Source organism: Curtobacterium sp. Leaf183, assembly GCF_001424385.1.
Lineage (GTDB): Bacteria > Actinomycetota > Actinomycetes > Actinomycetales > Microbacteriaceae > Curtobacterium.
Genome location: NZ_LMPO01000009.1, coordinates 356,051 through 379,209, shown reverse-complemented (window position 1 = coordinate 379,209; position 23,159 = coordinate 356,051). Strand labels below are relative to the sequence as shown.

General features: G+C 70.3%; 33 protein-coding genes. 12 read left to right on the top strand and 21 right to left on the bottom strand.

The features are described 5' to 3' along the window. Positions 1-188 precede the first annotated feature (188 nt). A complete protein-coding gene (locus ASG04_RS12675) occupies positions 189-440 on the bottom strand; it encodes a hypothetical protein (protein ID WP_056124895.1) in 252 nt (83 codons plus the stop codon). A gap of 103 nt (positions 441-543) precedes the next feature. Between ASG04_RS12675 and ASG04_RS12670 the strand changes: the two genes are divergently transcribed. Beyond that, positions 544-1,119 (top strand): uridine kinase, encoded by a 576-nt coding sequence (locus ASG04_RS12670; protein ID WP_056124893.1) that lies wholly within the window; start codon positions 544-546, stop codon positions 1,117-1,119. 93 nt (positions 1,120-1,212) lie between these two features. Continuing rightward, a complete protein-coding gene (locus ASG04_RS12665; RefSeq protein WP_162241722.1) occupies positions 1,213-1,884 on the top strand; it encodes a class I SAM-dependent methyltransferase in 672 nt (223 codons plus the stop codon). Between the two features lie 45 nt (positions 1,885-1,929). On the opposite strand, the gene ASG04_RS12660 is transcribed toward ASG04_RS12665, so the two are convergent. Then, positions 1,930-2,292, bottom strand: a complete 363-nt coding sequence (locus ASG04_RS12660) for a hypothetical protein (protein WP_156463658.1) — start codon at positions 2,290-2,292, stop codon at positions 1,930-1,932. Between the two features lie 157 nt (positions 2,293-2,449). Here ASG04_RS12660 and ASG04_RS12655 point away from each other — a divergent pair, with 157 nt between their 5' ends. Further along, positions 2,450-3,277 (top strand): hypothetical protein, encoded by an 828-nt coding sequence (locus tag ASG04_RS12655; protein ID WP_156463657.1) that lies wholly within the window; start codon positions 2,450-2,452, stop codon positions 3,275-3,277. 599 nt (positions 3,278-3,876) lie between these two features. Here ASG04_RS12655 and ASG04_RS12650 read toward each other — a convergent pair. The 3 genes from ASG04_RS12650 to ASG04_RS12640 all read right to left on the bottom strand — a co-directional run bounded on the left by ASG04_RS12650 (position 3,877) and on the right by ASG04_RS12640 (position 6,421). Beyond that, positions 3,877-4,617, bottom strand: a complete 741-nt coding sequence (locus ASG04_RS12650) for a hypothetical protein (RefSeq protein WP_156463656.1) — start codon at positions 4,615-4,617, stop codon at positions 3,877-3,879. Further along, complete coding sequence (locus tag ASG04_RS12645; protein WP_056124877.1) at positions 4,604-5,131, bottom strand: MauE/DoxX family redox-associated membrane protein; 528 nt, start codon at positions 5,129-5,131, stop codon at positions 4,604-4,606. Before ASG04_RS12645 ends, ASG04_RS12650 begins: the two co-directional genes overlap by 14 nt. 348 nt (positions 5,132-5,479) lie before the next feature. Beyond that, the gene (locus ASG04_RS12640) at positions 5,480-6,421 is read right to left on the bottom strand and encodes a GlxA family transcriptional regulator (protein WP_056124875.1); all 942 of its coding nucleotides are present in this window, start codon (positions 6,419-6,421) and stop codon (positions 5,480-5,482) included. 70 nt (positions 6,422-6,491) lie between these two features. Between ASG04_RS12640 and ASG04_RS12635 the strand changes: the two genes are divergently transcribed. After that, on the top strand, positions 6,492-7,094 hold the full coding sequence (locus ASG04_RS12635; protein ID WP_056124872.1) for an HD domain-containing protein: 603 nt from the start codon (positions 6,492-6,494) through the stop codon (positions 7,092-7,094). A 50-nt stretch (positions 7,095-7,144) separates the two neighbouring features. Here the strand turns inward: ASG04_RS12635 and ASG04_RS12630 are convergent, their stop codons facing one another. Continuing rightward, positions 7,145-7,834, bottom strand: a complete 690-nt coding sequence (locus ASG04_RS12630) for an HAD family hydrolase (protein ID WP_082518107.1) — start codon at positions 7,832-7,834, stop codon at positions 7,145-7,147. A gap of 52 nt (positions 7,835-7,886) precedes the next feature. Further along, positions 7,887-8,288 (bottom strand): NUDIX domain-containing protein, encoded by a 402-nt coding sequence (locus ASG04_RS12625; protein ID WP_056124867.1) that lies wholly within the window; start codon positions 8,286-8,288, stop codon positions 7,887-7,889. 169 nt (positions 8,289-8,457) lie between these two features. On the opposite strand from ASG04_RS12625, the gene ASG04_RS12620 reads away from it, so the two are divergent. Both ASG04_RS12620 and ASG04_RS12615 read left to right on the top strand, forming a co-directional pair. After that, entirely contained in the window at positions 8,458-9,144 is a 687-nt protein-coding gene (locus ASG04_RS12620) for a GNAT family N-acetyltransferase (RefSeq protein ID WP_056124864.1), read from the top strand. 49 nt (positions 9,145-9,193) lie between these two features. Then, a complete protein-coding gene (locus ASG04_RS12615; RefSeq protein ID WP_056124861.1) occupies positions 9,194-9,517 on the top strand; it encodes a hypothetical protein in 324 nt (107 codons plus the stop codon). A 40-nt stretch (positions 9,518-9,557) separates the two neighbouring features. On the opposite strand, the gene ASG04_RS12610 is transcribed toward ASG04_RS12615, so the two are convergent. Then, a complete protein-coding gene (locus ASG04_RS12610) occupies positions 9,558-9,812 on the bottom strand; it encodes a hypothetical protein (RefSeq protein ID WP_056124859.1) in 255 nt (84 codons plus the stop codon). 110 nt (positions 9,813-9,922) lie between these two features. Between ASG04_RS12610 and ASG04_RS12605 the strand changes: the two genes are divergently transcribed. After that, the gene (locus tag ASG04_RS12605; protein WP_082518105.1) at positions 9,923-10,510 is read left to right on the top strand and encodes an AAA family ATPase; all 588 of its coding nucleotides are present in this window, start codon (positions 9,923-9,925) and stop codon (positions 10,508-10,510) included. Continuing rightward, complete coding sequence (locus ASG04_RS12600) at positions 10,507-11,016, top strand: hypothetical protein (protein WP_156463655.1); 510 nt, start codon at positions 10,507-10,509, stop codon at positions 11,014-11,016. The genes ASG04_RS12605 and ASG04_RS12600 overlap by 4 nt, the downstream gene beginning before the upstream one ends. 333 nt (positions 11,017-11,349) lie before the next feature. Here the strand turns inward: ASG04_RS12600 and ASG04_RS17475 are convergent, their stop codons facing one another. From ASG04_RS17475 to ASG04_RS12590, 3 genes are all read right to left on the bottom strand, one after another. Beyond that, complete coding sequence (locus tag ASG04_RS17475; protein WP_156463654.1) at positions 11,350-11,604, bottom strand: hypothetical protein; 255 nt, start codon at positions 11,602-11,604, stop codon at positions 11,350-11,352. Positions 11,605-12,008: 404 nt separating this feature from the next. Beyond that, positions 12,009-13,013: a hypothetical protein gene (locus tag ASG04_RS12595; RefSeq protein ID WP_056124852.1), complete on the bottom strand. Its 1,005-nt coding sequence runs from the start codon at positions 13,011-13,013 to the stop codon at positions 12,009-12,011. A gap of 164 nt (positions 13,014-13,177) precedes the next feature. After that, positions 13,178-13,915, bottom strand: coding sequence for an SDR family oxidoreductase (locus tag ASG04_RS12590; RefSeq protein ID WP_056124849.1), 738 nt, complete (start codon positions 13,913-13,915; stop codon positions 13,178-13,180). A gap of 93 nt (positions 13,916-14,008) precedes the next feature. Between ASG04_RS12590 and ASG04_RS12585 the strand changes: the two genes are divergently transcribed. Beyond that, entirely contained in the window at positions 14,009-14,554 is a 546-nt protein-coding gene (locus tag ASG04_RS12585) for a TetR/AcrR family transcriptional regulator (RefSeq protein ID WP_200938504.1), read from the top strand. 10 nt (positions 14,555-14,564) lie between these two features. On the opposite strand, the gene ASG04_RS12580 is transcribed toward ASG04_RS12585, so the two are convergent. The 7 genes from ASG04_RS12580 to ASG04_RS12555 all read right to left on the bottom strand — a co-directional run bounded on the left by ASG04_RS12580 (position 14,565) and on the right by ASG04_RS12555 (position 19,652). Beyond that, complete coding sequence (locus tag ASG04_RS12580) at positions 14,565-15,242, bottom strand: hypothetical protein (protein WP_056124843.1); 678 nt, start codon at positions 15,240-15,242, stop codon at positions 14,565-14,567. Then, entirely contained in the window at positions 15,229-15,351 is a 123-nt protein-coding gene (locus ASG04_RS17995; protein WP_268750901.1) for a hypothetical protein, read from the bottom strand. The genes ASG04_RS12580 and ASG04_RS17995 overlap by 14 nt, the downstream gene beginning before the upstream one ends. 45 nt (positions 15,352-15,396) lie before the next feature. Further along, the gene (locus tag ASG04_RS12575; protein ID WP_056124840.1) at positions 15,397-15,978 is read right to left on the bottom strand and encodes a GNAT family N-acetyltransferase; all 582 of its coding nucleotides are present in this window, start codon (positions 15,976-15,978) and stop codon (positions 15,397-15,399) included. A gap of 25 nt (positions 15,979-16,003) precedes the next feature. Then, on the bottom strand, positions 16,004-17,209 hold the full coding sequence (locus ASG04_RS12570) for an MFS transporter (protein ID WP_235515536.1): 1,206 nt from the start codon (positions 17,207-17,209) through the stop codon (positions 16,004-16,006). Further along, entirely contained in the window at positions 17,206-18,078 is an 873-nt protein-coding gene (locus ASG04_RS12565; RefSeq protein ID WP_056124837.1) for a helix-turn-helix transcriptional regulator, read from the bottom strand. The genes ASG04_RS12570 and ASG04_RS12565 overlap by 4 nt, the downstream gene beginning before the upstream one ends. Before the next feature lie 69 nt (positions 18,079-18,147). After that, the gene (locus ASG04_RS12560) at positions 18,148-18,696 is read right to left on the bottom strand and encodes a GNAT family N-acetyltransferase (RefSeq protein WP_235515535.1); all 549 of its coding nucleotides are present in this window, start codon (positions 18,694-18,696) and stop codon (positions 18,148-18,150) included. Further along, entirely contained in the window at positions 18,693-19,652 is a 960-nt protein-coding gene (locus tag ASG04_RS12555; protein ID WP_056124834.1) for a zinc-binding dehydrogenase, read from the bottom strand. The genes ASG04_RS12560 and ASG04_RS12555 overlap by 4 nt, the downstream gene beginning before the upstream one ends. A 47-nt stretch (positions 19,653-19,699) precedes the next feature. Between ASG04_RS12555 and ASG04_RS12550 the strand changes: the two genes are divergently transcribed. Then, positions 19,700-20,305, top strand: a complete 606-nt coding sequence (locus ASG04_RS12550) for a TetR/AcrR family transcriptional regulator (protein ID WP_235515534.1) — start codon at positions 19,700-19,702, stop codon at positions 20,303-20,305. A gap of 82 nt (positions 20,306-20,387) precedes the next feature. Here the strand turns inward: ASG04_RS12550 and ASG04_RS12545 are convergent, their stop codons facing one another. Then, entirely contained in the window at positions 20,388-20,885 is a 498-nt protein-coding gene (locus ASG04_RS12545) for a GNAT family N-acetyltransferase (RefSeq protein ID WP_056124828.1), read from the bottom strand. A 140-nt stretch (positions 20,886-21,025) separates the two neighbouring features. Further along, positions 21,026-21,442 carry a BLUF domain-containing protein gene (locus ASG04_RS12540; protein WP_056124825.1) on the bottom strand — a complete coding sequence of 139 codons (417 nt, stop codon included), beginning with the start codon at positions 21,440-21,442 and terminating at the stop codon, positions 21,026-21,028. A 158-nt stretch (positions 21,443-21,600) separates the two neighbouring features. On the opposite strand from ASG04_RS12540, the gene ASG04_RS12535 reads away from it, so the two are divergent. Continuing rightward, the gene (locus ASG04_RS12535) at positions 21,601-21,912 is read left to right on the top strand and encodes a hypothetical protein (protein WP_235515533.1); all 312 of its coding nucleotides are present in this window, start codon (positions 21,601-21,603) and stop codon (positions 21,910-21,912) included. A 41-nt stretch (positions 21,913-21,953) separates the two neighbouring features. Further along, positions 21,954-22,613 (top strand): dihydrofolate reductase family protein, encoded by a 660-nt coding sequence (locus ASG04_RS12530; protein WP_056124822.1) that lies wholly within the window; start codon positions 21,954-21,956, stop codon positions 22,611-22,613. 40 nt (positions 22,614-22,653) lie between these two features. Here ASG04_RS12530 and ASG04_RS12525 read toward each other — a convergent pair whose 3' ends face one another. After that, the gene (locus ASG04_RS12525) at positions 22,654-23,082 is read right to left on the bottom strand and encodes a VOC family protein (protein ID WP_056124819.1); all 429 of its coding nucleotides are present in this window, start codon (positions 23,080-23,082) and stop codon (positions 22,654-22,656) included. Positions 23,083-23,159: the final 77 nt, after the last annotated feature.

Sequence of the window (23,159 nt, the reverse complement as noted above, 5' to 3'; positions counted from 1 at the left end):
GGTGGTCCTGGTCGTTGTCGTCGTGCTCATTTTCCTCGCTGCTCGTGGAAGCATGGGCCGAAGCCCGCTACAGGATCAGCAGGATGCCGAATGGCGAGCACTGCGTGACGAGCGACGTCGAGCCCGAGCCGAGCGTCGTACACGCGACCGCTAGCCGATCGTCTACCGGACGCGGCATAGACGTGGAATCAGTGGGCAGCGGTGTCGGCTTCGGCTGTTGGTGCTCGCCTGTGCTCCTGCTTGCGGGCGTAGTAGGCGGCGCTGAGTTGGACGATGGCGAGAACTGACCAGGTGATCGCCATGAACGTGTGGAATCCGGACGGGTCGACGATGGCCAGAACGATCCAAATCACAGCCAGAGCGGCCCACGTCCACGCAAGCCACGGGAGGGGCTTCCCAACGATTCGTTCGAGGATGCTGCGCCGCTTCGTCTCGGTCATGTACGTGACCCTATGGGATGGGTTCTAGCTGTCAGACGGTGTCCGGTAGCCGATCGCTCCCCGAGACGACGCCCTCAGCGAGGGCGTCTTGTAACCTCCCCAGATGAACCAGGACGACGTTCTCGAGCAAATTGTCGAGCGGGAGCGAGCTTCGGACCGTCCGATCACCGTCGGCATCTCCGGCTTCTGCGGGTCCGGCAAATCGACACTTACGCGAGGCCTGGCCGCAGCGCTTCCGAAAGCAGTGCGGATGCGCGGTGACGACTTCCTGGATCCCGCGCGTTCACACCGCCGTTCCTCGGACTGGGACGGCGTGGATCGTAAGCGCCTGGTTTTGACAGTGCTGGAACCGTTCCGAGACGGACGAACCAGCCAATTCCAGCGGTACGACTGGGCCCGGCGAGCCCTCGGCCCCGAGAAACCACTACCGCAGGCAACAACTCTCGTCGTTGACCTCATCGGACTCTTTCACCCCGAGGCGCTGCCCAGTCTCGACGTGACCATCTGGGGTGACGTCGACCTCGATACTGCCGCCCGCCGCGGTATCGCCCGAGACCGGGACCTCGGCCGGAGCCACGACGCTCTCTGGCACGACATCTGGCTGCCGAACGAACGAGACTTCGAGCAGCGGTTCACGCCCCGCGACACCGCCGGCCTGCTCTACGCACCGTCTCGGTAGCCGATCGGCTACCGACCGGCTACCGAACGGCTTGGAGCCACTCACTCAGTTGCATCCGCCTCGATGCTCTTGGTCGCGGATACGCTGCGGATCATGAGCAAGACGGGGATGCGGTTGCTTTCGGAGTTGGGGCGGTTCAGTGACGAGCATCCTTGGTCGCACAACGATGCGTACGCGCCGTTCGTGCTTTGGCACGCACTGCGGGTGGGCAGAGGGGCCGCGATGCTCGATGTCGGGTGCGGGACCGGCACACTGCTGAGGCGGCTCGCGCGGTCCGGAGGAACGGTCGTGGGCCTCGAACCAGACGCCCGCGCGGCGGCAAGGGCGCGGATGAACGTCAACGGCCTCCGCAACGTGACGGTACGAGACGAACGCTTCGACCTCACCATCCGAGATGAGCCGCGTCATGACCTCGTGACCTTCGTAGCGTCGCTTCACCATCTTCCGCTGGTGCCGGCCCTGGAAGCGGCGCGCTCGATGCTGCGGCCAGGCGGACGGCTCGTCATCATCGGCCTGGCCCGAGAGACGTCGAGAGACCTGCCGTGGTCCATCGCCTCGCTGCTCCTGAACGTCGGCGTCGGCGTGATTCTTCACCCTCGCCGCGCGGTGGAACCGCCGGAGAGCATGACGGCGCCGACGACGATGCCGCTGCTCACGTTCGAAGAGGTTCACGCGGTCGCTCGCCAAGTACTCCCGGGCATCAAGATGCGACGTTCGCTGTTCTGGCGATACCGAGCGGTCTGGGCAGCCCCGCCCGTACGGTAGTCGATCGTTGAGCGGCCTTGAACCCGTTGTTCCGCGGGCTCTGCGTCAGCTGCTCGGCCCCGGCATCAACGAGGCTGCAGCCGGAACGCCTCTCGCTTCATCGAGGAAGTAGGTGACCTCGATGCTCGCCAGCCTGCCGCTGTGACCGAACACAGGCAGGACCTCGATCGCAGGCTCGCTGCTGACCAAAGGAGGGACTTCCTCAGCGGCGGCAGCCGGAACCGGCCCAGTCAACGACACGTTGAAGCTTCCACATCCGCACCCGCACCCGCAATTCTCAGCAACGAGCATCGTCGCCGCCTGCTGACGGAGAGCGTGCATGCTCTCGCCTTGGGCCACGTCCGCAAGCGCATCGACGATCGCACGCTCGCATGGCCGAGGCATCCGCAGTGCCTCGATTGACTTCACCACCTGATGATCATGGCAGATTGTCCCGAAACGCCACCCTCGTTATGGCCGACAGAGGGGACGGCTGCTCGCGGAGAGCGCCCGGTTCTCCACCGTCTCACGCGACCTGTGTCGAATGGTCGATGCGTCGGGTCGGCTGTGCCCGTACGGTCGGAAGATGCTCCAGCGAACCGCCGCCGTCACCGCAGCCCTCGTGATCACGCTCGTCTCGGTCACGGGGTGCGCAGCCGGGCCGGGAGGCACGGCCTCCTCCACCAGGACGGCGGCGGCGGTCCCACAGCTCGACCCGCAGGTCGCGTCCACGCTCGACGACGCGCTCCGCACCGTGCAGGCGAGCCCCGGCGTCGCGAGCGCGACAAGCCGGGTCGAGCTGCACCAGCGCTACACCGCCGCGGACGGAACCGCCGTCACGCCCCTTGGTCTTGACGCATGGGACAACCGCGACGCCGGACCGGCCGCACCGCCGCCGTTCGGCGGAGTCTCCCCGGAAGATCCCAGGCTGCCGCCGGTGCCCACGCCCTCGGCTCGTCCTACGCCCCCGGCCGGCGCGACCGAGACGCACTCGTTCTCGAGCGCCTTCGTGGTCACGATGGACCCGGACGCGACCCCGTCGGAAGCGTCCGCGGTTCCGGTCGCGATGGCGGAGCGGATCGCCTGGACCGGCGTCACGCTCACGCTGCGGGTGCCGGCCGGGCCGGAGCACGTCCTCTCCAGCGTCACCTACTCGGGCACCTTCGACCAGCAGATCTCTGACGAGACCGCTCTCGGCATCGCGTCTGGGCTGGCCACGCTCGCCGCCACCCCGGGCGTGACCGGACTCGAGGCGAGCATCCCGCAGACGATGCGCGTCGATTACGGCTCGCTGACGATCGGCCTCTCGCCGACGGACGACGCCACGCTCGCCCGGGTGCACGCGGTGATCGATCGGACCGCGTTCGGCGGGACGACGCTGCACGGGTCGTTCGGGAACGGGGCGAAGCCTTAGTCGGGGGCCAGGGACCATGCGCGAGCCGCGACCACACCGCGACTACTCGGTGCTGTCCCGTCACCGATCGACCACTGAGACGGTCGACGGTCGCGCTGCATGCCGATGCCACGCTGTACCCGAACGTGCGGTGCTTCGTTCACAGCGCCTGTTTGGTCGCTTCGCGTGGTTTCGCGCCGAGCGGTGCGGTTGTGTCCGTCACTCCGGGTTCGTACGGCAGCACGTGGGACTGGGATCAGACAGCTCCTGCGCCGCGCGGAGGACGCGCTTCAGGCCGTAGCACTCGTCGTCGGAGGTGCTTGCCGCCAGGCGGATCGCACGATGAACCCCGGAGCTCATCACCCGGAGCTCCGGGGTTCATCGTTTTCAGAGGTGTGATTGACGACTCTGATGCGAGTCGGTTCGGGGCCGCGTGTTCTGGCGCCGCTGGGAGATGAGCCCGTCGATTGCTGCGACTGCGGCGACGATGAGCAGTAGCCATCCGATGAACGCTGGGTGTTGTACTCCGATGAGGTACGTCACGCCGATGAGGGCGGTGATCACGGCTGCCGCGTAGGCGCGGAGGTGCCGTTCTTGGTACCAGGGGCGGTGGGGCTCGGTCAGTGGTTCGCTGCGCATGTGTTGGTCCACTTCTTGCAGTTCTTCACGTAGCAGGAGGTGCAGACGATACTCGCGCAGACGAACCCGGCGATGGGGCTTCCGACGAACGCGACGACGCAGCCGCCGCAGCAGGCTCCGAAGCCGGCGAGGTCGATGCTGGTGCAGAGCCGGACGGCGTAGGTGCCGACGGGGCACTTGAGTGCGGTGACGGCGTCGGTGCCGGCGGCTGCGGTGACGGACTTCATCGTTGCCGCGCTTCCACCAGTTCCGACGAGGGTGGCGGCGTCCTTGGTGACGTCGTACATGGCGGTGGCGGAGCGTCCGACGGATCCGTCTGCGAGGTGCTCCTGCCAGTTGATGACAGCGCGGGTGTCACTGAGGTTGGTGCCGGTGACGGTGATGGTCCGGCCGTCCCTGTACTTGCGGACGGCGGACTTGGCGATGGTGGTGTTCTTGGCGGAGTCGATGTGTTGCGCAGCGAACGGTGCGAGGGCCGCGGTGGCGGTGAGCGCGGCGGCGCTTCGCTTGGCGGTGGTCTCGTCGAGTTCGGTGGTGGACTGGGCTTCCTGGAGGTACCACTCGTCGTCGTTGAGGGTGGTCACCCCTCGAGCGGTTCGAGTTTCGGCGTTGGCGAGTTCGGGGAACATCGTCGACAGCGCTCCGACGGCTGCTGCGGCGATCCCACCCCCGATGAGTTGCCGACGTCCGAACCCCTTCTTCTTGTCGTCAGACATGGACATTCGATTCCCCTTCAATCGGTGTTGCGGTTCTGCGGTAGCGCATCGCAACCCCTGCGATGGCTGCCAGGACGATGGCGGCGCCGGTCGCCCAGAAGCTGGACGGTGTGGCCTCTGGTGAGAGCGCAGCGGCCGCGGCGGTGATGGCGATGAGTGTGACGTTGCGGATCATGAGGACTGGCCGGACCTCGCTGGTGGAGAGCGTCCCGTGGCAGCCGCAGGATGTGTGGATGCCGCGGCGGAGGACGCTGCTGAGCGCGACGGTGTAGGTGGCGAGGAGGGCGATGACTGCGGTGGCGCCGAGGCGAGGGCTCCGACCGCTGATGAGGAGGGCTCCTGCGCCGACTTCTGCGGCGGCGAGGAGGAGCGCGGCTGGCCGGTCGAGGCGGGGCGGGATGAACTTGTACGCGTGGATGGTGCCGGCGGTGATGTCGGCGCCGTCGCGGACTTTCACGACGCCGCTGATGAGCATGTAGCCGCCGATGAGGAGGAGTGCGCAGTACGTGACAACGGTCATGTGTTCGCTCCGCTCTGAGTGATGCGGCCACGGTAAGACCGGTCGTTCTACGGCCGCAAGACCTTTCGGTCTACCCCTGCCTGAGGGTCAGTTCAGTGACACGTCAGCGGCCTGTCCCCACCGCTCCGGGCACAGCGACCCGATGACCGGTCGCGATGATCGTGCGCTTCGCTACAGGAGGTCCACGCGACCTCGCACATCACGGCGTGCACGGGGGAACTCCTGGTCGCCCGACGACCAAACGACATCCAGCTGTGGGCCATCCGGAATCACGTCGATCTCTACGATGTCGCCCAGGTCGGAGACGACTGTCGCTGACACCGATCGCTCAGCGTCTCTCGCGATGCGCTAGTCGCGTCGGTCCGTGCCGCGATCGTGCCGGAACGTCCCGCGGTACTGCTGCGGCGACGTGCCGAGATGGCGGTGGAAGGCGCTGCGGAACGACGCGGACGTGCCGAGCCCCACGTCGTGGCCGATGCGCTCCACGGGGTCGTCGGTCGTCTCGAGCAGCTGTCGAGCGCGATCGATGCGTGCCGCGGTGAGCCACGCCAACGGCGAGGTCCCGGTCTCCTCGCGGAACCTACGGGCGAGGGTGCGGCGCGAGACGTGGGCCTCGCGCGCCAGCATGTCGATCGTGACGGCCCGACGGAGGTCCCGGGACATCCACTCGCGCAGGTCGTCGAGCCGGTGGCCGGTGGGTCGTGGACGAACTCGGTCGACGTACTGCAACTGCCCACCGGACCGGCTCGGCGGCGCCACGAGGGCCCGTGCGTGGTCGTTGGCCACCGCGGCACCGTGGTCGCGGCGGATCAGGTGCAGGCTCAGGTCGATGCAGGCGGTGACCCCGGCTGAGGTCAGGACGTCGCCGTCGTCGACGTACAGGCGGTCGGGCTGCACGTCGACCGCGGGGTGGCGCTCCCGCAGCTCGTCGACCTTCTGCCAGTGGGTCGTGGCCGATCGACCGTCCAGGATGCCGGCGGCAGCCAGGGCGAAGGCTCCGGAGCAGAACGACACCAGCCGAGCACCGCGGGCGTGCGCGCTCCGCAACGACGCGACGACCCCGTCCGGCAGCGGGGCCGACGTGTCCTGGTACCCAGGCACGATGACCGTCTCGGCTCCCTGGAGCGCGTCCAACCCGCGAGCGGTGGACAGGGTCGCACCGGCTGACGAGAGGGGAGCGACGGTGACCGGCGTCAGGGCGTAGCCGGCCTGCGGCGTGAAGACCTGGGCGGCGACCCCGAACTCGAGCGGGAAGACGCCGGGCAGTGCCAGCAGAGCGATCCGGTGCATGGCCCGATCGTAGCGATACCTGACCAACAGGCCACAGTCGGGTGTTCTCGATGGTGCCTAGCCTCGAGTCATGACCGATCATCTGACGCTCCCCTCGACACCGTGGCTCGACGAGGCGCTCACGCTCGTGCGGGGGACCGAGCGTGCCGGGGTGACGGACCACAGCATCCGGACGTACCTGTATGCCCGCCTGGTCGCAGAGCGGGACGGCATGACCACGGACGCCGGCCACCGCGACGACCTCGTCTTGGCGGCCTGTCTCCTGCACGACCTCGGCCTCGGCTCGCTCGCCACGGGTTCGACGCGGTTCGAGGTGGAGGGTGCGGACATCGCAGCCGAGCTGCTGACGCGGCACGGAGCACCTGCCGGCGACGTCGACGTGGTCTGGGAGGCCATCGCCCTGCACTCGTCGCACGGCATCGCCGACCGCCGTGGCCCCGTGTCCTACCTGACCTACCGCGGCGTGTTCGTCGATGCGAGCGGAGAGACGGAGGGGCTCGACGCGGCTGCCGTCCGGCAGATCCAGACGGCGCTGCCGCGGCCCGCCGGCGACCGATCCGTCATCGACGCGATCGCTGACCACGCCGAACGATCGCCGGCTGCGGCGCCGCCGCACAGCATCGGCGCCGACCTGCTCCGTGAGCGGCGTCTCGCAGCAGCGGTGGCCGACTGAGCGCAGAGGACCGACGGGAGGCGCGGTGCGGGCTGGCACCGCGCCTCCCGTCAAGCAACGTCCCCAGCCCCGGCGGCGCGCAGGACGGCGGTCCTGGTCGACGCCGCGTCAGTGACGTCGTGGTCGACCAACAGCGCGCGCATGCCCGCGGAGCGCGCGCCTTCGACGTCCCGTTCGAGGTCGTCGCCGACGAAGAGACACTCGGCGGCCTCGATGCCCAGGGCCCGCGCCACGGCCAGGAACGCCCGCCGGTCCGGCTTCTGGAACCCGATCTGTTCGGAGACGCACACGGCGTCGAACGCGACGTCGAGACCGGTCTGCGCGAGCTTGTCGCGCTGTTGTCCCTCGGACCCGTTGGTGAGCAGACCCAGGCGGTACCCCCGCGTGCGCAGTTCTTCCAGCAGAGACAGGCTGCCGGGGAACGCCCGCCACGACGCCCGGTACGCGCGGAGGTAGCTGTCGAACAGTGCGTCCAGACCGTCGTCGTGCGTCGGCGTGCGGTGGCCGAGCGCCGGCAGGACGGTCCGGAGACGCGCGCGCCGCTGCTCCGGGAAGCTGACGAGCCCGGCGCGCCAGCGTTCGAAGTGCTCGTCCTCGGCGGCGAACCAGGCGTCGAGCGCGGACTCCGTCGGGGGCAGGCCCTGGGACTGGAGGAACGTGGTGACGCCGGCTCGGGCTGCTCCCCGGTGGTCGAACAGGGTGTCGTCGAGGTCGAAGCACACTGCGCGGAGAGCCCCCATGCGTCGAGGCTACGACGAAGCGCCCCGTCCGGCCGTCGCCCGGCCCCGTCTCTCAGCGGTCCCGCTCGAGGGCGAGATCGACGGCGTGCCGAGCGCCCTCCGGCACGAGCGGGCTCTGCGCGAGGTGATCGAGGGGGACCCAGATCGGCTCGTACCGGTTCGTCGCTGACGCACGCTCGCGCTCGGGACCGCCCAGCGTGACGGCATCGTCGTCCACGTTGACCACGAAGTAGGCCACCGGGGTGTCGCGTTCGACCGGCACGTCCAGCAACTCGCCGACGGTTCCCTCGAGGCTCGTCTCCTCGAGCAGTTCCCGTCGGCATGCTGTGCGGAGGTCCTCGCCGTCCTCCACGCCGCCGCCGGGCAGGACGCAGTAGTGGCGGCCACCCTTGCGGCGGTCGATCACGAGCAGGTGCCCGTTCCGGATGACGACTGCCGCTGCCCTGACTCGCACACGCCAAGCTCATCACGAGACCGGCTGCCGTGTCCCGCACATCGGTCGATCAACCAGACCGGCGCGCAGCCCGCGACAGCATCACGGTCTTGACCATCGTCGAGCGTTTCGTCGTCGGGGGGACACTGCTGGCTCGCGACGTCCGGCGCCGTGCTCGTAGTGTTGTGCGATGGACCTCGATCGGATCTGGCCGTTGTTCGGGCTACGGCTCATCACTCCTCGACTGGAGCTGCGGCCCCTGCGCGACGAGGACCTCCCTGGTCTCGTCGACGCGGCCCTGTCCGGTGTGCACGATCCAGCCCGGATGCCGTTCGGTACCCCGTGGACGGATGCAGAACCGGCGACCCTGGCTCGTTCCCTGGCGCAGTACCACTGGAAACTCCGAGCCGGTGTGACCCGTGACTCGTGGGGCGTGAGCTTCACCGTGCTGCACGAGGGATCGCCCATCGGGGTGCAGGAGTTGCACGCTCGCCGCTTCGCCGCCCGCAAGACGGTCGAGAGCGGGTCGTGGCTCGCGCTCGCGCATCAGGGTCTCGGGCTCGGGACCGAGATGCGGTCGGCGCTGCTGCTGTTCGCGTTCGACCACCTCGGGGCTGCGTGGGCGGAGTCGAGTGCAGCCGCGTGGAACGAGTCGTCGCTTCGGGTGTCCGCGAAGCTCGGGTACGAGGTCAACGGTGTGACTCGTGCTCAGACGCGCGCGGACGAGGTCGTCGACGAGCTCAGGGTCCGCCTGAAGCGCGAGGACTTCGCCCGGCCGAGCTGGAGCCTGACGGTCGACGGGGTGGAAGCAGCGATCGGACTCCTGGCGCCGCGCGCTGCTCATGTCGCGGCGACGGGGGAGGAGCCGCATGAGTGACAGACCACAGGGAGTTCCGGCGGTCCCTCGGTCCCGAGCGACGTCAGTCATGCTCGCGATCCTCGCGCCCGTGGCGTTGCTCGTCTCCTTCGTGCCCTACGGCATCGGCGGGCTCCTCGCGCACTACGGCACGGCCGGCAGTGATCCCGGGGGCTTCGCCGGGTACGGCGTCGTGGCGCTCGTGATCGGGCTCGGTGTCCCCGGATGGGCGCTCGTCTGGGGGATCGTCGACATCCGCCGCACCCGTGAGCTCCCGGGCAGTGCGGCACTGCTGCTCGGCGCGTTCACGTTCGGGGTCGCCCTCTGCGTGATCCTGCCGGGTGCGGTGACGATCATCCGGACGTCGGCGATGCTGAGCGCCGCGTACGAGTGAGCACCAGCTGATCTGAGGCGTCAGCGCGACGGCTGAACGGTCAGCGCAGGTTCGGCGGTCCCGAGTACTTGGCGAGGACGACCATGCTGTAGACGCGTGACCAGACGTAGGCGATGATCGCGACGCCGAGCCCGACGAGACCGATGCCGCCGAGGACCGCGCTGTTCAAGTGGGCCGTCGCGTCGATGCCGAACGCAACGAGCCCGATGAGCGCTCCGACCAACGCGACGAGTTGGATCCGGACCTTGAACCGGACCCGCTTCTCGTGCTCGGCCTTCGTGATGACGTCCGACACGGCATTCCCCGTCCTCGGCAGACCACCTGCCCCCGCGGTGATCGTACTGCGGCGCTCGCGCGTGCGCTGAGGCATCGGCAGTCGGATGCCCTCACCAGTAGAGTCCGGTCATGGCGCTGGTGCTGATGTGTGGTCTGTCCTTCTCCGGCAAGAGCACCCTCGCGACGCAACTGGCGCTCGAGCTGGGCGCTGAGCTGCTGAGCCTCGACGGGATCAACGAGGAGCGCGGTCTCCATGGCGGCCAGGGCATCCCGCTGGAGGAGTGGGCGAACACCAACCGGATCGCACACGGACGGGCTGGCGCGCTGCTCGCTTCCGATCGTCACGTGGTCGTCGACGACACCGGTTCGCCCCGGTTCATCCGCGATGCGTGGCGTGCGACGGCGACCGGTTCGGCGGCACCGTTCGTGCTCGTGTGGGTGCAGATCTCGCCCGAACTGCAGCGTCGCCGTGTGCTGGCCAACCGCGACCAGCCGTCACGGGCGGACGTCACTGACGCCGTGCTGACCGAGCACGCGGCGAGCTTCGAAGCTCCGAACGAGGAAGCCCCGTTGATCGTCGACGCGGCTCGGACGACCGACCCCGCCACCGTCAGCGCCGTCGTCGCAGAGATCAGAGCTCGCATCGTGCGACCGCCGACCCTGCTCCCGCGTACCGGCGGCCTCGGGAGTCCTGACGGGACGGGACCGACGCGATGATGCGACCCCTGGTCCTCTCGGGAGGACCGGCAGTCGGGAAGACCACGTGCGGTCGAGCGCTCGCGGCCGCCCACGACCGGGCCGCGTACATCGACGGCGACGACATCCGCCAGCTCGTGGTCACCGGTGCCGCGACGCTGTGGTCCGGCCCCGAGGGTCAGGCGCAACACGAGCTCGCGGTCCGGAACACCGCTGCACTCGCGGGGAACCTGCTCGCCGACGGCTTCGCCGTCACGGCATCCGACGTGGTGACGGCGGAGGTCCTCCCCGTGTACCGCGAACAGTTGCCGAGCTGCTTCATCGTGCACCTGGCGATCTCCCTCGACGCAGCGCGTGCACGAGCAGCCACCCGCCCGGTGTACATCACGGACGAGGAGTTCGAGCTGCTGCATCGGATGACCGCTGCTCCACCGGCGGTCGACCTCGTCATCGACGTCACCGGCATGACCGTGGAGCAGCAGATCAGACGGGTAGGCGACGCCTGGACGGCGGCCGAGCTCCACTGACCGGAGCCGATCGCTCGCGGAGCTGGAGTGACCGGCGATCGCGATGCATGCTCGCAGTGGTGGCTGACGTCGGACGCACGATCGTCTCCGGGACGGCCACCGAGCCTCCCGGCTGGTTCCGACAGTGGCGGATCCCGCTCGCCGTCGCATTCCAGCGAACCCTGACCTACAAGGGCAACCTGATCCTGATGATGGCGGGCGGCGCGACCCCACAGGGGACGCAACTGCTGGTCATCGGCTGCGGCTCACCGCCCGCGGCCTCGGCACGGTGTTCCTCGGACAGACGTCGAGCTGCGTCCTCGTCGGCGAGGAGCGGCTGCCTGGGGGGATCGACTACCGAGGCGGCTCCTGACCCTTCGTGCGAGCACCCAGGACACCCTCGACGACCCAGCACGCGAGACCGACCACGATGAGCGCGACGCCGATCCAGACCGAGGCTCCGGTGCTCGTCGCCGCGTTGCCCGCCCACACCGCGATGCCGAAAAGGACCAGAAAAAGGCCCAACCCGCCGACGATCGCCGTGGTGACCTTCGGGCGAGGCGTCCCTCTGGGCCGCGTGATCCCGAGGAAGTCGAGTACTCGTCGCATGCAGCCGAGCCTAGGGCGCTGTCGCCACTCGAGGTCACGGACCGAGGGCGCGCGTGGACAGCGCTCGATCCGATCGAGACGGTGGAGCGAAGCGCGTCAGTTGACGAACGTGACCGACACGAAACCGCGGAGCGCCCTCGGTCCGAGGTGGTGTCCGATCGACCGCCTGGCACCCCGACTCGTACGCTGGTCCGACGGAGAGCCACCGCTCGCTGGTCGACACCGAGGCCCGGCTGGGTCTCGACGCGTACGGACGCCGGGTGCAGATGACAGCATGCGTCGCGGGACTGTTCCCGTAGGACAACCCACTCGCGGACGGGCGTGCGCGGCTGGTCGGTTGAACTCGACGTACCGGACGAGGCGCCTCGCGACCACGCAGACCAGCCAGGAGCTTCGTGGCGATGTCAGGGGATGGAGGTCTCGGGCGTCCGAACAGCATCTGTCGACGGGTGCTCCTCGACGTACCGGCGGGCGCGCCGGACGCGGATGACCGTTCGCGGGAGCAGCCAGGCGAGGACCACGACCATGAAGACCAGGAACAGGACCGAGAACACGACCAGGTTTCCGCGCAGTATCCCGCTGACAAATTGGAACGCGATGGAGACGTACAAGAGCGTGACGTAGGCCGTGTTGAACTGCAGCACGACCTGGATGACCTGCGCGTACCGCACCGCCCCCGCCTTCTCGGCCTCCTCGAGTGGGACGGCTCTGCCGCGGAGGACGAGCTTCGCGTACCGCCGCAGGCGGTCCAGGTCGCGTCCCCCGGCGTCGCGCAGCAGTCGGCTGAACGGGAGGGCGACGATGATCGATGCGAATGCCGTGGCGAGGAACGTGAGCTGCCCGGCCAGCAGGATCCCGACCAACGCTTCCCGGGTCGTGCTGGGATCGAGGACGTTGAGCACGGCGGTGCCGACTGACGAGACGATCGCGGCGACGACGAACGTGATGCCGATCCTGACGACCTTTCGACGGATGACGTCTGGGCCGGGGAGGACCTGATCCCTGAGCTCGACCATCGGAGTGTCCAGGCGGCGGAACCGGCTGCCGATCGGGCGCGCGACGACGAACAAGATCGCGGAGCCACCGACGAGCACGGCAGGCACCCACACCGGCGCCTGCGCGGACGTGCTCGCGACCACGACGACGACCGCGGCGGCGACGTCGACGGCCACGACGACGAGGAAGGCACGCCGCAGGTACCGGCTGCGGCCGGACGGTGTCCGGTCGTCGAAGTACGCGGTCCAGGAACCGACGACCAGGGGGCCGAAGACGAGGAACGGTGACGCTGCCGCTGCGCTGACGAGCAGTCCGTCGGGGGCTCGCCCGAGGTGCAGGGCGATGAGCAGCCCGGCACCGAGGGCCAGGGCGGTCGTGACGACGATCGTCACCAGGAAGGCCAGGACTCGCATGCATGCTCCTCGGGTGCCATCGGCACGTTGTCGACGCTGATCCCGATCATGGCCGCCTCGCTCCGCGCCGGGACGAACCGTGCGGTTCCCCGCAAAGGACGGGCGGTGGGCGGACGCCTCGACACCCGGATCCGTGCGCAGGTGCGGAGCCGATGCAGGGTGCCTCAGCTCTGGGCGGTCGGCCTGATGACGACCTCGCCGACGTCGACCCCGTCGGGCTGTTCGACGGCGAACGCGACGGCCCGGGCGACGGCCTCTGGCGGCATCGCGATCGCGTCTCGCCGGGCGATGAGCGCCGCCGCAGTGTCCGCACTCGCACCGGCGCCGACCCCCTCGGTGTTCGTGAACCCGGGGCTGATCACGGTGATCCGGAGTGACGGGCCGGCCTCTTGCCGGAGTCCCTCGGACAGCACACGCACCGCGGTCTTCGTCGCGGCGTAAACGCCCTGCGTCGGGACGATCCGGTGCGCGGCCGTGGAGGCCGTGTGCACGAAGTGCCCGCCGCCCTGCGCCCGGAACACCGGCAGTGCGGCGGCGATCCCGTTGAGCACGCCGGTCACGTTGACGTCGATCATCTGCTGCCAGTCGTCGACGCGGACCTCGTCGAACGGCGAGATCGCCATGCTGCCGGCGTTGGAGAACAGGACGTCGAGACGGCCGAAGTGCTCCCGGGCCGCTGCGACGAGCCGCTCCAGGTCCTCGCGGCGACGGACGTCGGTGGGGACGGCGATCGCCTGACCGCCGTCGGCGGTGATGTCGTCGACCAACGACGTCAGGCGATCGGCCCGACGTGCACCGAGCACGAGGCGCGCTCCCGCGGTCGCGAGGTGTCGGGCAGTCGCGGCGCCGATGCCGCTGGACGCGCCGGTGATCGCGATCGTCTTGCCGTGGATGCCGGTCATGGTGACTCGATTCGTCTAGGGTAAGTGGACACCTGTCCGCCACTGAGGGAGCGTACCGGACATATGTCCACTTCGTCGAGTGACCGAGACCCCGTGCTCCGCACAGACGCGCAGCAGAACCGCGGCCGGATCGTCGAGATCGCGCGCCAGGCCTTCGCCCGTGACGCCACCGCCACGATGCAGTCGATCGCACGCGCAGCGGGAGTGGGACAGGGCACGCTCTACCGACGCTTCCCGACCCGCGAAGCACTGCTGGTCGAGGTGTACCGCGAGGACTTCGAGCGTCTGACTGCTGCAGCGGGCGTCTTGCTCGCCGAGCACCCGCCGGTCGCTGCCCTGCGCCGCTGGTTCGACGAGCTCGCGGCGTTCGGGCACCTGAAACACGCCCTGTCGAGCGTGCTGGACGCGGTGACCCGTGCCGAGCTGCACGACGACCAGTACGACCGGATCCTCGCAGCCGTCGGACAGCTCCTCGACGCCGGCAAGGCCAGCGGCGAGCTCCGGAGCGACATCGCGGCGGACGAGGTGTTCCCGCTCCTGGCCTTCCTGTGGCACGTCGCACCACAGTCCGACGAGCGCACCGGGCACCTGCTCGATCTCGTCCTCGACGGGCTGCGCGAGCCACGACGATCGACCTGAGCGTCAGTGCTCAGGGTCGCGTGACCCACACCCGCAGGGGGCCGGTCGCCCGGAACCCAGCGGCCATGGCGGACTTCAGGTCGTCCCCGTGCTCGTAGTCGACGACCACCAGGTCTGGCCACAGGACGTCGGTGACCGCGACCAGGTCCTGCCAGGTGCTCGTCGACACCGTGCCGGCGCACTCGAACACGTTCGAGAGCCCGGCAACGTCGCCGCCGCGGGTCACGACGGCTCCGGCGGTGAGGTGGTCCTCACGACCGAACCCGATGACCGATGTGCTCGCGTCGTCGAGCAGGTGGTCGGGGAGCGGTTCCGGCAGCCCCGAGGCCCGGTTCCACGACGAGAGTCGCCCGGCGTCGCGCACGACGAACCAGCCCCTGCCGACCGAGCGTCCGCACTGCGGTGCCGTGCTGATCCACTGCGCCTCGAACGCGACCGCGAACCCGTGCTCCGTCAGGTCGACGTCGGCGAAGCTGTCCTTGACCGAGTGCCGTCCCGGCCCCGTCAGCGCCTGGACGACCGCGTCCGGCGACACCCCCGGTCGCAGCGTGACCAGGTCGGGGAACAACGCCGGTGGCGACGTGTCGGGCATCCAGAACCCTCGCTCGTCGTCGGTCGTCCCGGGGGAGCCGGTGACGGTGGCGCACCAGGCGACGTTGTTCCTGATCGCCGCCTCACGCGGGTCCACGGGAGCCTCCAGGGTGTCGGCGGAGGAGCGCGACGGGTCCCTCGTCGACGAGCCGCAGCGTCAGCGTCGACTTGCCGGACGCGGGGTTGCCGCTGACGAACGTTGGCATGCGGCGATGATGGCATGCGGCGACGGAGGACGGAAGAACCGCACGTCAGGCGGAGGCACCGAGGCGGGGCTGTGCCCCGGGTGCCGGGTCGTCGTCCCACGGCACCGGCGTCGTGGCGCCGGACTCCCAGTCCGTCCGGAGCATCCCGTAGCCGACCGAGGCGAGCGGGGGACCGCCCTCGACCGGCCAGCCCGCCCGGTAGTGCGCCTCCTTGACCCAACCGGCACGCAGGAATGTCCGGCGCATCGCGGTGTTGTCCTCGCGCGTCTGTCCCTCGAACCGGTCGGCTGCGTCGATGGTGCGGAAGACGTGGTCGGTGGTGGCTCGGAGCGCGGGCACTGCGAGGCCGCGACCACGGTGGGTGCCCGCGATCCGCAGGTCGAACAGCGGCACCGGGTCGGCGAGGTCCTCGAGACGGACCAGCCCGAACCGGCCGTGGTCGTCGGCGTCGAGCCAGAACGTGTCGTGCTCGTCGTCACGCCATGCGCCGTCGTCGATCGCGCGCTGGGCATCGGCGACCCCGATGCTGCGACGGACGTGGAACGGGAAGTCCTCGGTCGTCAGGAAGGCGACCAGGGCGTCGCGGTCGGTACCGGCAGGGTCCATCCGGGTCAGGCGTACCGTCATCCGGCCACGGTACCGCCGACGCTCGTCACACCCGGGCGTCGATCTCGTCTGCCGATGCCTCGTCGACCGCCGGACGCCGGCCGGCACGGAGGGCGACGCGCGCCAGGACCGCCGTCGGCACCACCGTCAGTGCGACGACCACGGCGCCGACGAGCGCCGGCCCCGCGACACCGAGTGCACCGAGCGTCCCCCCGGCGATCGCCGTCCCGACCGCCGTGCCGAGGTTGAACGACGACACCGTGAAGGCAGACCCCAGTGTCGCGGCAGGACCGGCGGCACGCACGGCCAGGTGGATCAGGACGCCGTTCGCGCTGAGGCCGAACAGCCCCAGGACCACCAGGAGCGCCGTCGTCACCCACGGCAGGCCGGACACGGTGCCGATGCCGAGCAGCAGCAGCGTGCTCACGGCCGGCGTGACGACGGTGACCACGTGCGGGTGCCGGTCGCCGAGCCGTCCACCGAGCACCGTGCCGACGAACGAGCCGACGCCGAAGCCGGTCAGGACCAACGGCACGAGGGTCGACGGCACACCGGCCCGGTCGGTGAGCAGGGGTGCGATGTACGAGTACGCCGCCACCACACCGCCGGTCGTCGTCGCGCAGGCAGCCAGGACGAGCCACAGCCGCCCGGACCGCAGGCCCGCGAACTGGCCGCGCACCGACACCGCGTGCGTCACACGGCCGTGGGGAACGAAGCGAGCGACCAGCACCGCGGCGACGACGGCGGCCGCGGCGACGGCCCAGAAGGTCCCGCGCCATCCGAGCACCTGCGCGAGCACGGCGCCGAGCGGCACACCGAGGACGGTGCCGAGCGAGCCCCCCGCGCCGATGACCCCCTGGGCGCGCGATCCGAGCCCCGGACCGGCGGCGTCCGAGGCCACGACGGCGGCGACGGACCAGAACGCCCCGGCCGCCAGCGCGGTGAGGAACCGGGCCGCGAGCAGGGTGCCGAAGTGCGAGCCGGTGGCAACGACGACGTGGCCGACGATGAACACCACCAGCGCGAGCACCAGGGTCAGGCGTCGGGGGAGTCGCAGGGTCAGCAGCGTCATCGACGGACTGCCGACGATCATCCCGACGGCGAACACGGTGATCAGCAGCCCCGTGTGCGCCAGCGAGATCCGCAGGTCGCCGGCGATCGCGGGCAGGATCCCCGCGACCACGAACTCCGACGTGATCATGAGGAAGGTGCCGAGTGCCAGGACGTAGACCAGGAACGGCAGCCGCGTCACGACCGCACCCGGCTGACGGACTCGGTCCGGCCCCAGTTCGCCAGCAGCTGCAGGGCCTCGGCGTTCCGCGATCCGGGTTCGGCGGTGTAGACGAGCAGGTTCAGTCCCGTACCCGCGATCGGCGCCAGGTTCTCGTAGGCGAGCTCCACGTCGCCGACCAGCGCGTGCCGGAACGTCTTGCGCCCGGAGCCGTGCAGGCGGACGTCGTGCTTCGCCCACCTGGCTCGGAACTCGTCGCTCCGGGTGCTCAGCTCGCCGATCAGCTCCTGCAGCCCCTTGTCGTGCGGGTCCTGTCCGGACGCGGTCCGCAGCATCGCGACCGAGATGTCCGCAGCGCCCTCCCAGTCCGTGTAGAGCCGCCGCGAACGGTCCTGGTGCAGGAAGGCGAACCGAGCGAAGTTGGGATGGTCGGGCTCGGCGTCGAACAGGTCCGCGTACAGCGCGTGGCACAGCGGGTTCGCCGCGACGACGTCGAGCCGTCCGTTCTGTACGAAGGCGACGGCGTCGGTGATCGCGTCGACGACGAACCGCATCGACGGTCGCAGCGCGGCCGATTGGCTCGTGGCACGCCGCTGCCGCACCGGCGAGCTGTTCGCCGTGCGTGCCAGGTCGAACAGGTGCGAGCGCTCGGACTCGTCGAACCGCAGGGCCGTGGCGATCGCATCGAGGACCACGTCCGTGACCCCGCCCAGCGCCCCGCGCTCGATCCGCGCGTAGTACTCGACACTGACACCGGCCAGCATCGCGACCTCACTGCGACGCAGGCCCGGCACACGGCGGCCGGGTCCGCCCGGCAGGTCGACCTGCTCGGGTCGCACCCGCGCGCGCCGCGACGTCAGGAAGTCGCGGACCTCTGGGTTGTTCGTCATGGGATCGACCGTAGGCGCGAGGCGCGCGTCGAGGGGTGCCGCAGCGGGGAACCCCAGCCGGCCCGACCGTCACAGCCGCAGTCGCAGCAGGAGTGAGTCGCCGTGCACCGGATCGGGTTCCCGTTCCCCGGTGTCGACGAATCCGAGCTTGTCCAGCACGTGCAGCGACGCGGCGTTCCACGCGCGGACCGTGGCAGCCAGGTGCCCGTAGCCGTGGGAGGCCGCGTCGTCGACGATCACACGCGCCGCCTCGGTCGCGAACCCCTGACCCCAGGACGCGCGGAAGAACTCGAACGCGAGCTCGGGTTCCTGTGGGACACCAACGCTGTTCGCGACGAGCCCGCAGTAGCCCACCGCCTCGGCCGAAGTCGCGAACTCGACGACGAACAGCCCGGGCGCGGGAGTCCGCTCGTCCGTCCGGATCCGCTGCTCCAGTTCGGCGACCGTCGGGTGCCCGTCGGGCGTGATGCGTCGACGCGCCGGGACCCGGTCGTCGCGCTCCTGCCAGAGCCGGCGCTGGAAGGCGGCGTCCGCGACCCGCCAAGGACGCAACCGCAGCCGCTCGGTCCGGAAGCCGTCGTCGTGGTCAATGGCAGCATCATGCCCCGACGCGGTCACGGCACCAGCACGATGCGGCCGAAGACCCGCCCGTCGTCCATCTGCCGGTGCGCCTCGGCCGCCTGCGCCAACGGCAGGACCGTGTCGACGACCGTGCGGAGCTCACCTCGAGCAGCGGCGTCGAACTGTGCAGCGCGGACGGCATCGCGTTCGCCCGGGTCCACCGAGGCCAGGCTGAACGTGGCGACCGAGCGCGACTGCTGGAACGACCGCATGAGACGCATCCCGAAGTCCGGCGGCGGGAAGCCGGCGACGGCACCGACCAGGACCAGCCGCCCGTTCGGCGCGAGGAGGTCGATGAACCGCGGGACGTCTGCGCCGCCGGCGACGTCGATGACCACGTCGAACTCCGTGGGCGCGTCCGGCGCGCCGACACCGGCACGGTCGAGGACGTGGGTCGCGCCGAGTTCCCGCAGGCGCTGCCCACGGTCGGCGGAGGACGTCGTCACGCTCACCGACGACGCCCCCTGCCGCGTGGCGATCTGCACCGCCGCGATCCCGATGCTGCCGGCAGCGCCACGGACGAGGACCGTCTCACCAGCGCGGACGTGCGCGTGGGCGAGGGCGAAGTGCGCCACGGTGGCGGCGCTGCCGAGCGAGACCGCGTCGACGGACGAGAGCCCCTCGGGGATCGGGACGACGTCGTCGATCCGCGCGAGCGCCTGTTCGGCGTAGCCGCCCGAGGTTCCCGTGAACGCCCAGACGCGTCGCCCGACGTGCACCGGGTCCACCTCGGCGCCGACCTCCGTGACGACCCCGGCGACCTCGCTGCCGAGCACCATGCCGACCGGGTGCCCTGCGCCGAGCGTGCCACGGCGGATCACGGCATCGACGCCGCCGACACCGATCGCCTCGGTGCGGATCACGACCTGGTCGTGGCCAGGCGTCGGAGCGGGCAGGTCGACCAGCTCCATCCCGCTCGGGTCACCGAACGCTCGGATCGTCACTGCACGCATGGGATCTCCTCGTCATCGCATCCGGGCCGGGTACGGTCTGGACGGTAGTGGACGACCGCGTCCACTTCGACGAAGTGAGGACGATGGCCACCGATCCGACTCGGAAGCTCCGTGCCGACGCACAGGACAACCGGGACCGCATGCTCGTCGCGGCGCGGGAGCTGTTCGCCGAGCGCGGGCTCGACGTCGGCATGCGCGAGATCGCCCGGCGAGCGGCGGTCGGACCGGCCACGCTCTACCGGCGGTTCCCGACGCGGCAGACGCTCATCGACGAGGCGTTCGCCGTCGAACTCCGGTCCTGCCGAGCGATCGTCGAGCGGGGCGCTGCGGACCCGGACGCCTGGCACGGTCTCCGTGGCGCGCTCGGACAACTCACCCTGCTCAGCGCGAGCAACCGGGGCTTCGTCGACGCGTTCACCGCGACGGCCGACGTGAGCGCCGCCCTCACGGAGCACCGACGCCGACTCCTCGGCATGCTCGACGGACTCGCCCGTCGTGCGAAGGCCCAGGGCGCGCTGCGTGCTGACTTCGTCGCGAGCGACCTGGTGCTCGTCCTGCGAGCCGGGCGCGCGGTCGGCTCGGTCGACGCGACCGACAGCGCAGCCGCCGCGCGTCGCTTCGCCAGCCTGATCGTCGACGGGCTGCGACGCTGACCGGCAGGCAGCCGCTCGGACCACCGGACGGGAGGCCCGGTGCCAGCTGGCACCGGGCCTCCCGTCCGTCATGCGGTCGCGGTCAGCGACCGGCGTCGGCAACCGACAGTGCGCGCGCGTAGTCCACCGTCGGCAGTGCGGTGAAGCCGAGCGAGTCGTACAGCGCGCGGGCCGGCGCGTGGAACTCGTCGCCGCCGGTGCCGATGTGCACGACCTCGACGCCGCGGGCGGCCAGCCGGTCGATGACCGCGGTGCAGAGGGTCCGCGCGACACCGGTGCGGCGCGCGGTGGGGCGGACGGCGACCATGTCGAGCCGACCCGACGTCCCCCCGGTGACGTTCCAACCGACGAAGCCGAGGACCCGGCCGTCCGCCTCGGCGAGGGTGACGAACCGGTCCTGCGACGGGTCGAGCAGCGCGGGGACCTCGTGTCGGTAGTCGTCCTCCCACCGACCGTGGTCGTGGCGGGTCACCTCCGGCCGGAGTTCCAGGAGCGAGCCCGTGAAGAGCGGCCGGAAGACCTCGATCGTCAGGTCGACGAGCGCGGGGACGTCGGCGGGCGTGCAGTCGCGGATGTGCATTGGTGATGGCCTTTCGAGAGCGTGCTGGAGGAGTCCTCCCGTCGATGACGAGAGGCCGTGCGGCCGTGTCGGCCGTTCCTTCAGTGGCGGGTGCGCCAGCTCGCGAAGCAGTCCATGGCGGCAGCGTAGCCGCGGAGGGCTCAGGCCGCCCGCGCCCGGAACCAGCGCACGAGCTCGCGGACCGCGGGCACCGACGAGACGGCGTCCCCCTGGTGCGCGTCGAGGTCGTCGAACGTCGCGCGGTAGCCGGCGACGCCCTCGAGCTCCTCGTTGCTCGGGAACCCCATCGTCCACTCCGGGAACTGCCGTTCCTCGATCAGGTCCTCGAGCAGCACGGTGACCTTGGTGTGGCGGCTGTCGTCACGGATCGTGTGCATCTTCCCGCGGACCGCGGCGTCGGGTCCCTCGAGCACCTGCAGGAAGTAGCCGTTCCGGAAGAGCAGCATCCCGGTGATCCCCGTCTGCTCGTTCGACTCGCGGCTCTGGGTGAGCAGCGCGGTGAGGTCGGCGGGCTCGAGGGTGCTCGTGGCGACGCTGGAGTAGATGAGGGACAGCATGCGACCGATCGAACACCGTGGTCGCTGGGGTATGCGGCGCCGCAGGACGAATCACGCAGCGGCCGGCTGCGGTCTGGTCCGGTCCGGACCGGTCCGGTCTGAGGGACCGACGCACGCTCGTGGTCCACCGGTCTGCTGTCGGCCCGTAAGCTGCGCCCGTGGATGCAACACTGCCCTCGGGGACGACGCGCCGACGCGTCGAGCTCCGGCTCGTCCGACCACTCCTGACGTGGTTCGCCCGCCCCACCGTCACGATCGACGGCGTCGGGCACCCGGCGCAGTGGGGAGACGGCACGTGGGCGGTGCCGGACGGCGGTGGGACCGTGATCGGCGTCTACCTGTACAACCGCGTGTGGCGGTTCGGTGCCGCGTCGGTCGAGGTCCCGCCCGCGGCCACGGCCGACGCGTTCGAGTACCGCACCGGACCGCTCCCGGTCGGTCCGGGGCGCATCCGCACCCGCGCTCGCTGATCCACTGGACCGCCGCCGGCCTCCCGCTCTACTGTGACGACATGTCGACGGTCAGGGTGCACAACTTCGCGGTCTCGCTCGACGGGTTCGGCACCGGTGCCGACCAGTCGGCGGAGCGGCCCTTCGGGCACGCCGACGGTCGCCTGATGGGCTGGTTCATGCAGACCGCGACGTTCCGCGGGATGCAGGGAGCACCGGGAGGCTCGACCGACGTCGACGACGTCCACGCACGTGCGTGGGCGCCCGGCATCGGTGTCGAGATCATGGGCCGCAACAAGTTCGGCCCGCAGCGGGGCCCGTGGCCGGACGACGGCTGGACCGGCTGGTGGGGTGACGAGCCGCCCTTCCACACGCCCGTCGTCGTGCTGACGCACCACCCGCGCGAGCCCCTGGTCATGGCGGGCGGCACGACGTTCCACTTCGTCGACGCCGGTCCTGCGGACGCCCTCGCGACGGCGCGTGCGCTCGCACCCGACACCGACGTGCGGATCGGCGGCGGGGTCGAGACCGTCCGTGCGTTCCTGCAGGCCGACCTGGTCGACCACCTGCACGTGGTCGTCGTGCCGATCGTGCTCGGCCGGGGCGAGCGGCTCTGGGACGGGCTCGAGGGGCTCGAGGACCGCTTCGACGTCGTCGCCGAGGCCTCCCCGAGCGGTGTGGTCCACCTGACGTTCGACCGCCGCCCGCACCCGCAGGTCTGACCCGGAAGTCTGGCCCGGAAGTCTGACCCGGAAGCGCGGGTCAGGCCTGCGCCGCTGCCTCGGGCCCCTGCTCGGCGGCCGCCGGGTCCATCCACCCGAACTCCAGCACGTTGCCGTCCGGATCGGTGAGCTGCCGCTGGTACATGAAGCCGAGGTCCGTCGCCGGTCGGGCTTCGGAACCGCCGGCACCGACTCCCGATGCGACGGTCTGGTCGACCGCGTCGCGGGAGTCGAGCATCACCGCGGTCAGGACGGACACGGCCTGGGACGGGTCGCCGGCCGAGCGGTCGGTGAAGCTCTGGAAGAACTCCCGACGCAGGATCATGAACGCGCTGTGGTCCTCTTCCACGATCACGCACGCGGCGTCCTCGTCCGTGAAGAGCGGGTTGATCCGGAAGCCCAGGGCCGCGTAGAACGCCGTTGCCCGGTCCAGGTCGGTGACGGGCAGGTTGACGAAGACCATGGGCATCGGGAGGCTCCTCGGGACGGTGTGACCACACCCTGGCACCGCGGGCGCGCCCGTGCAAGGGGCCGCTCACCGTAGAG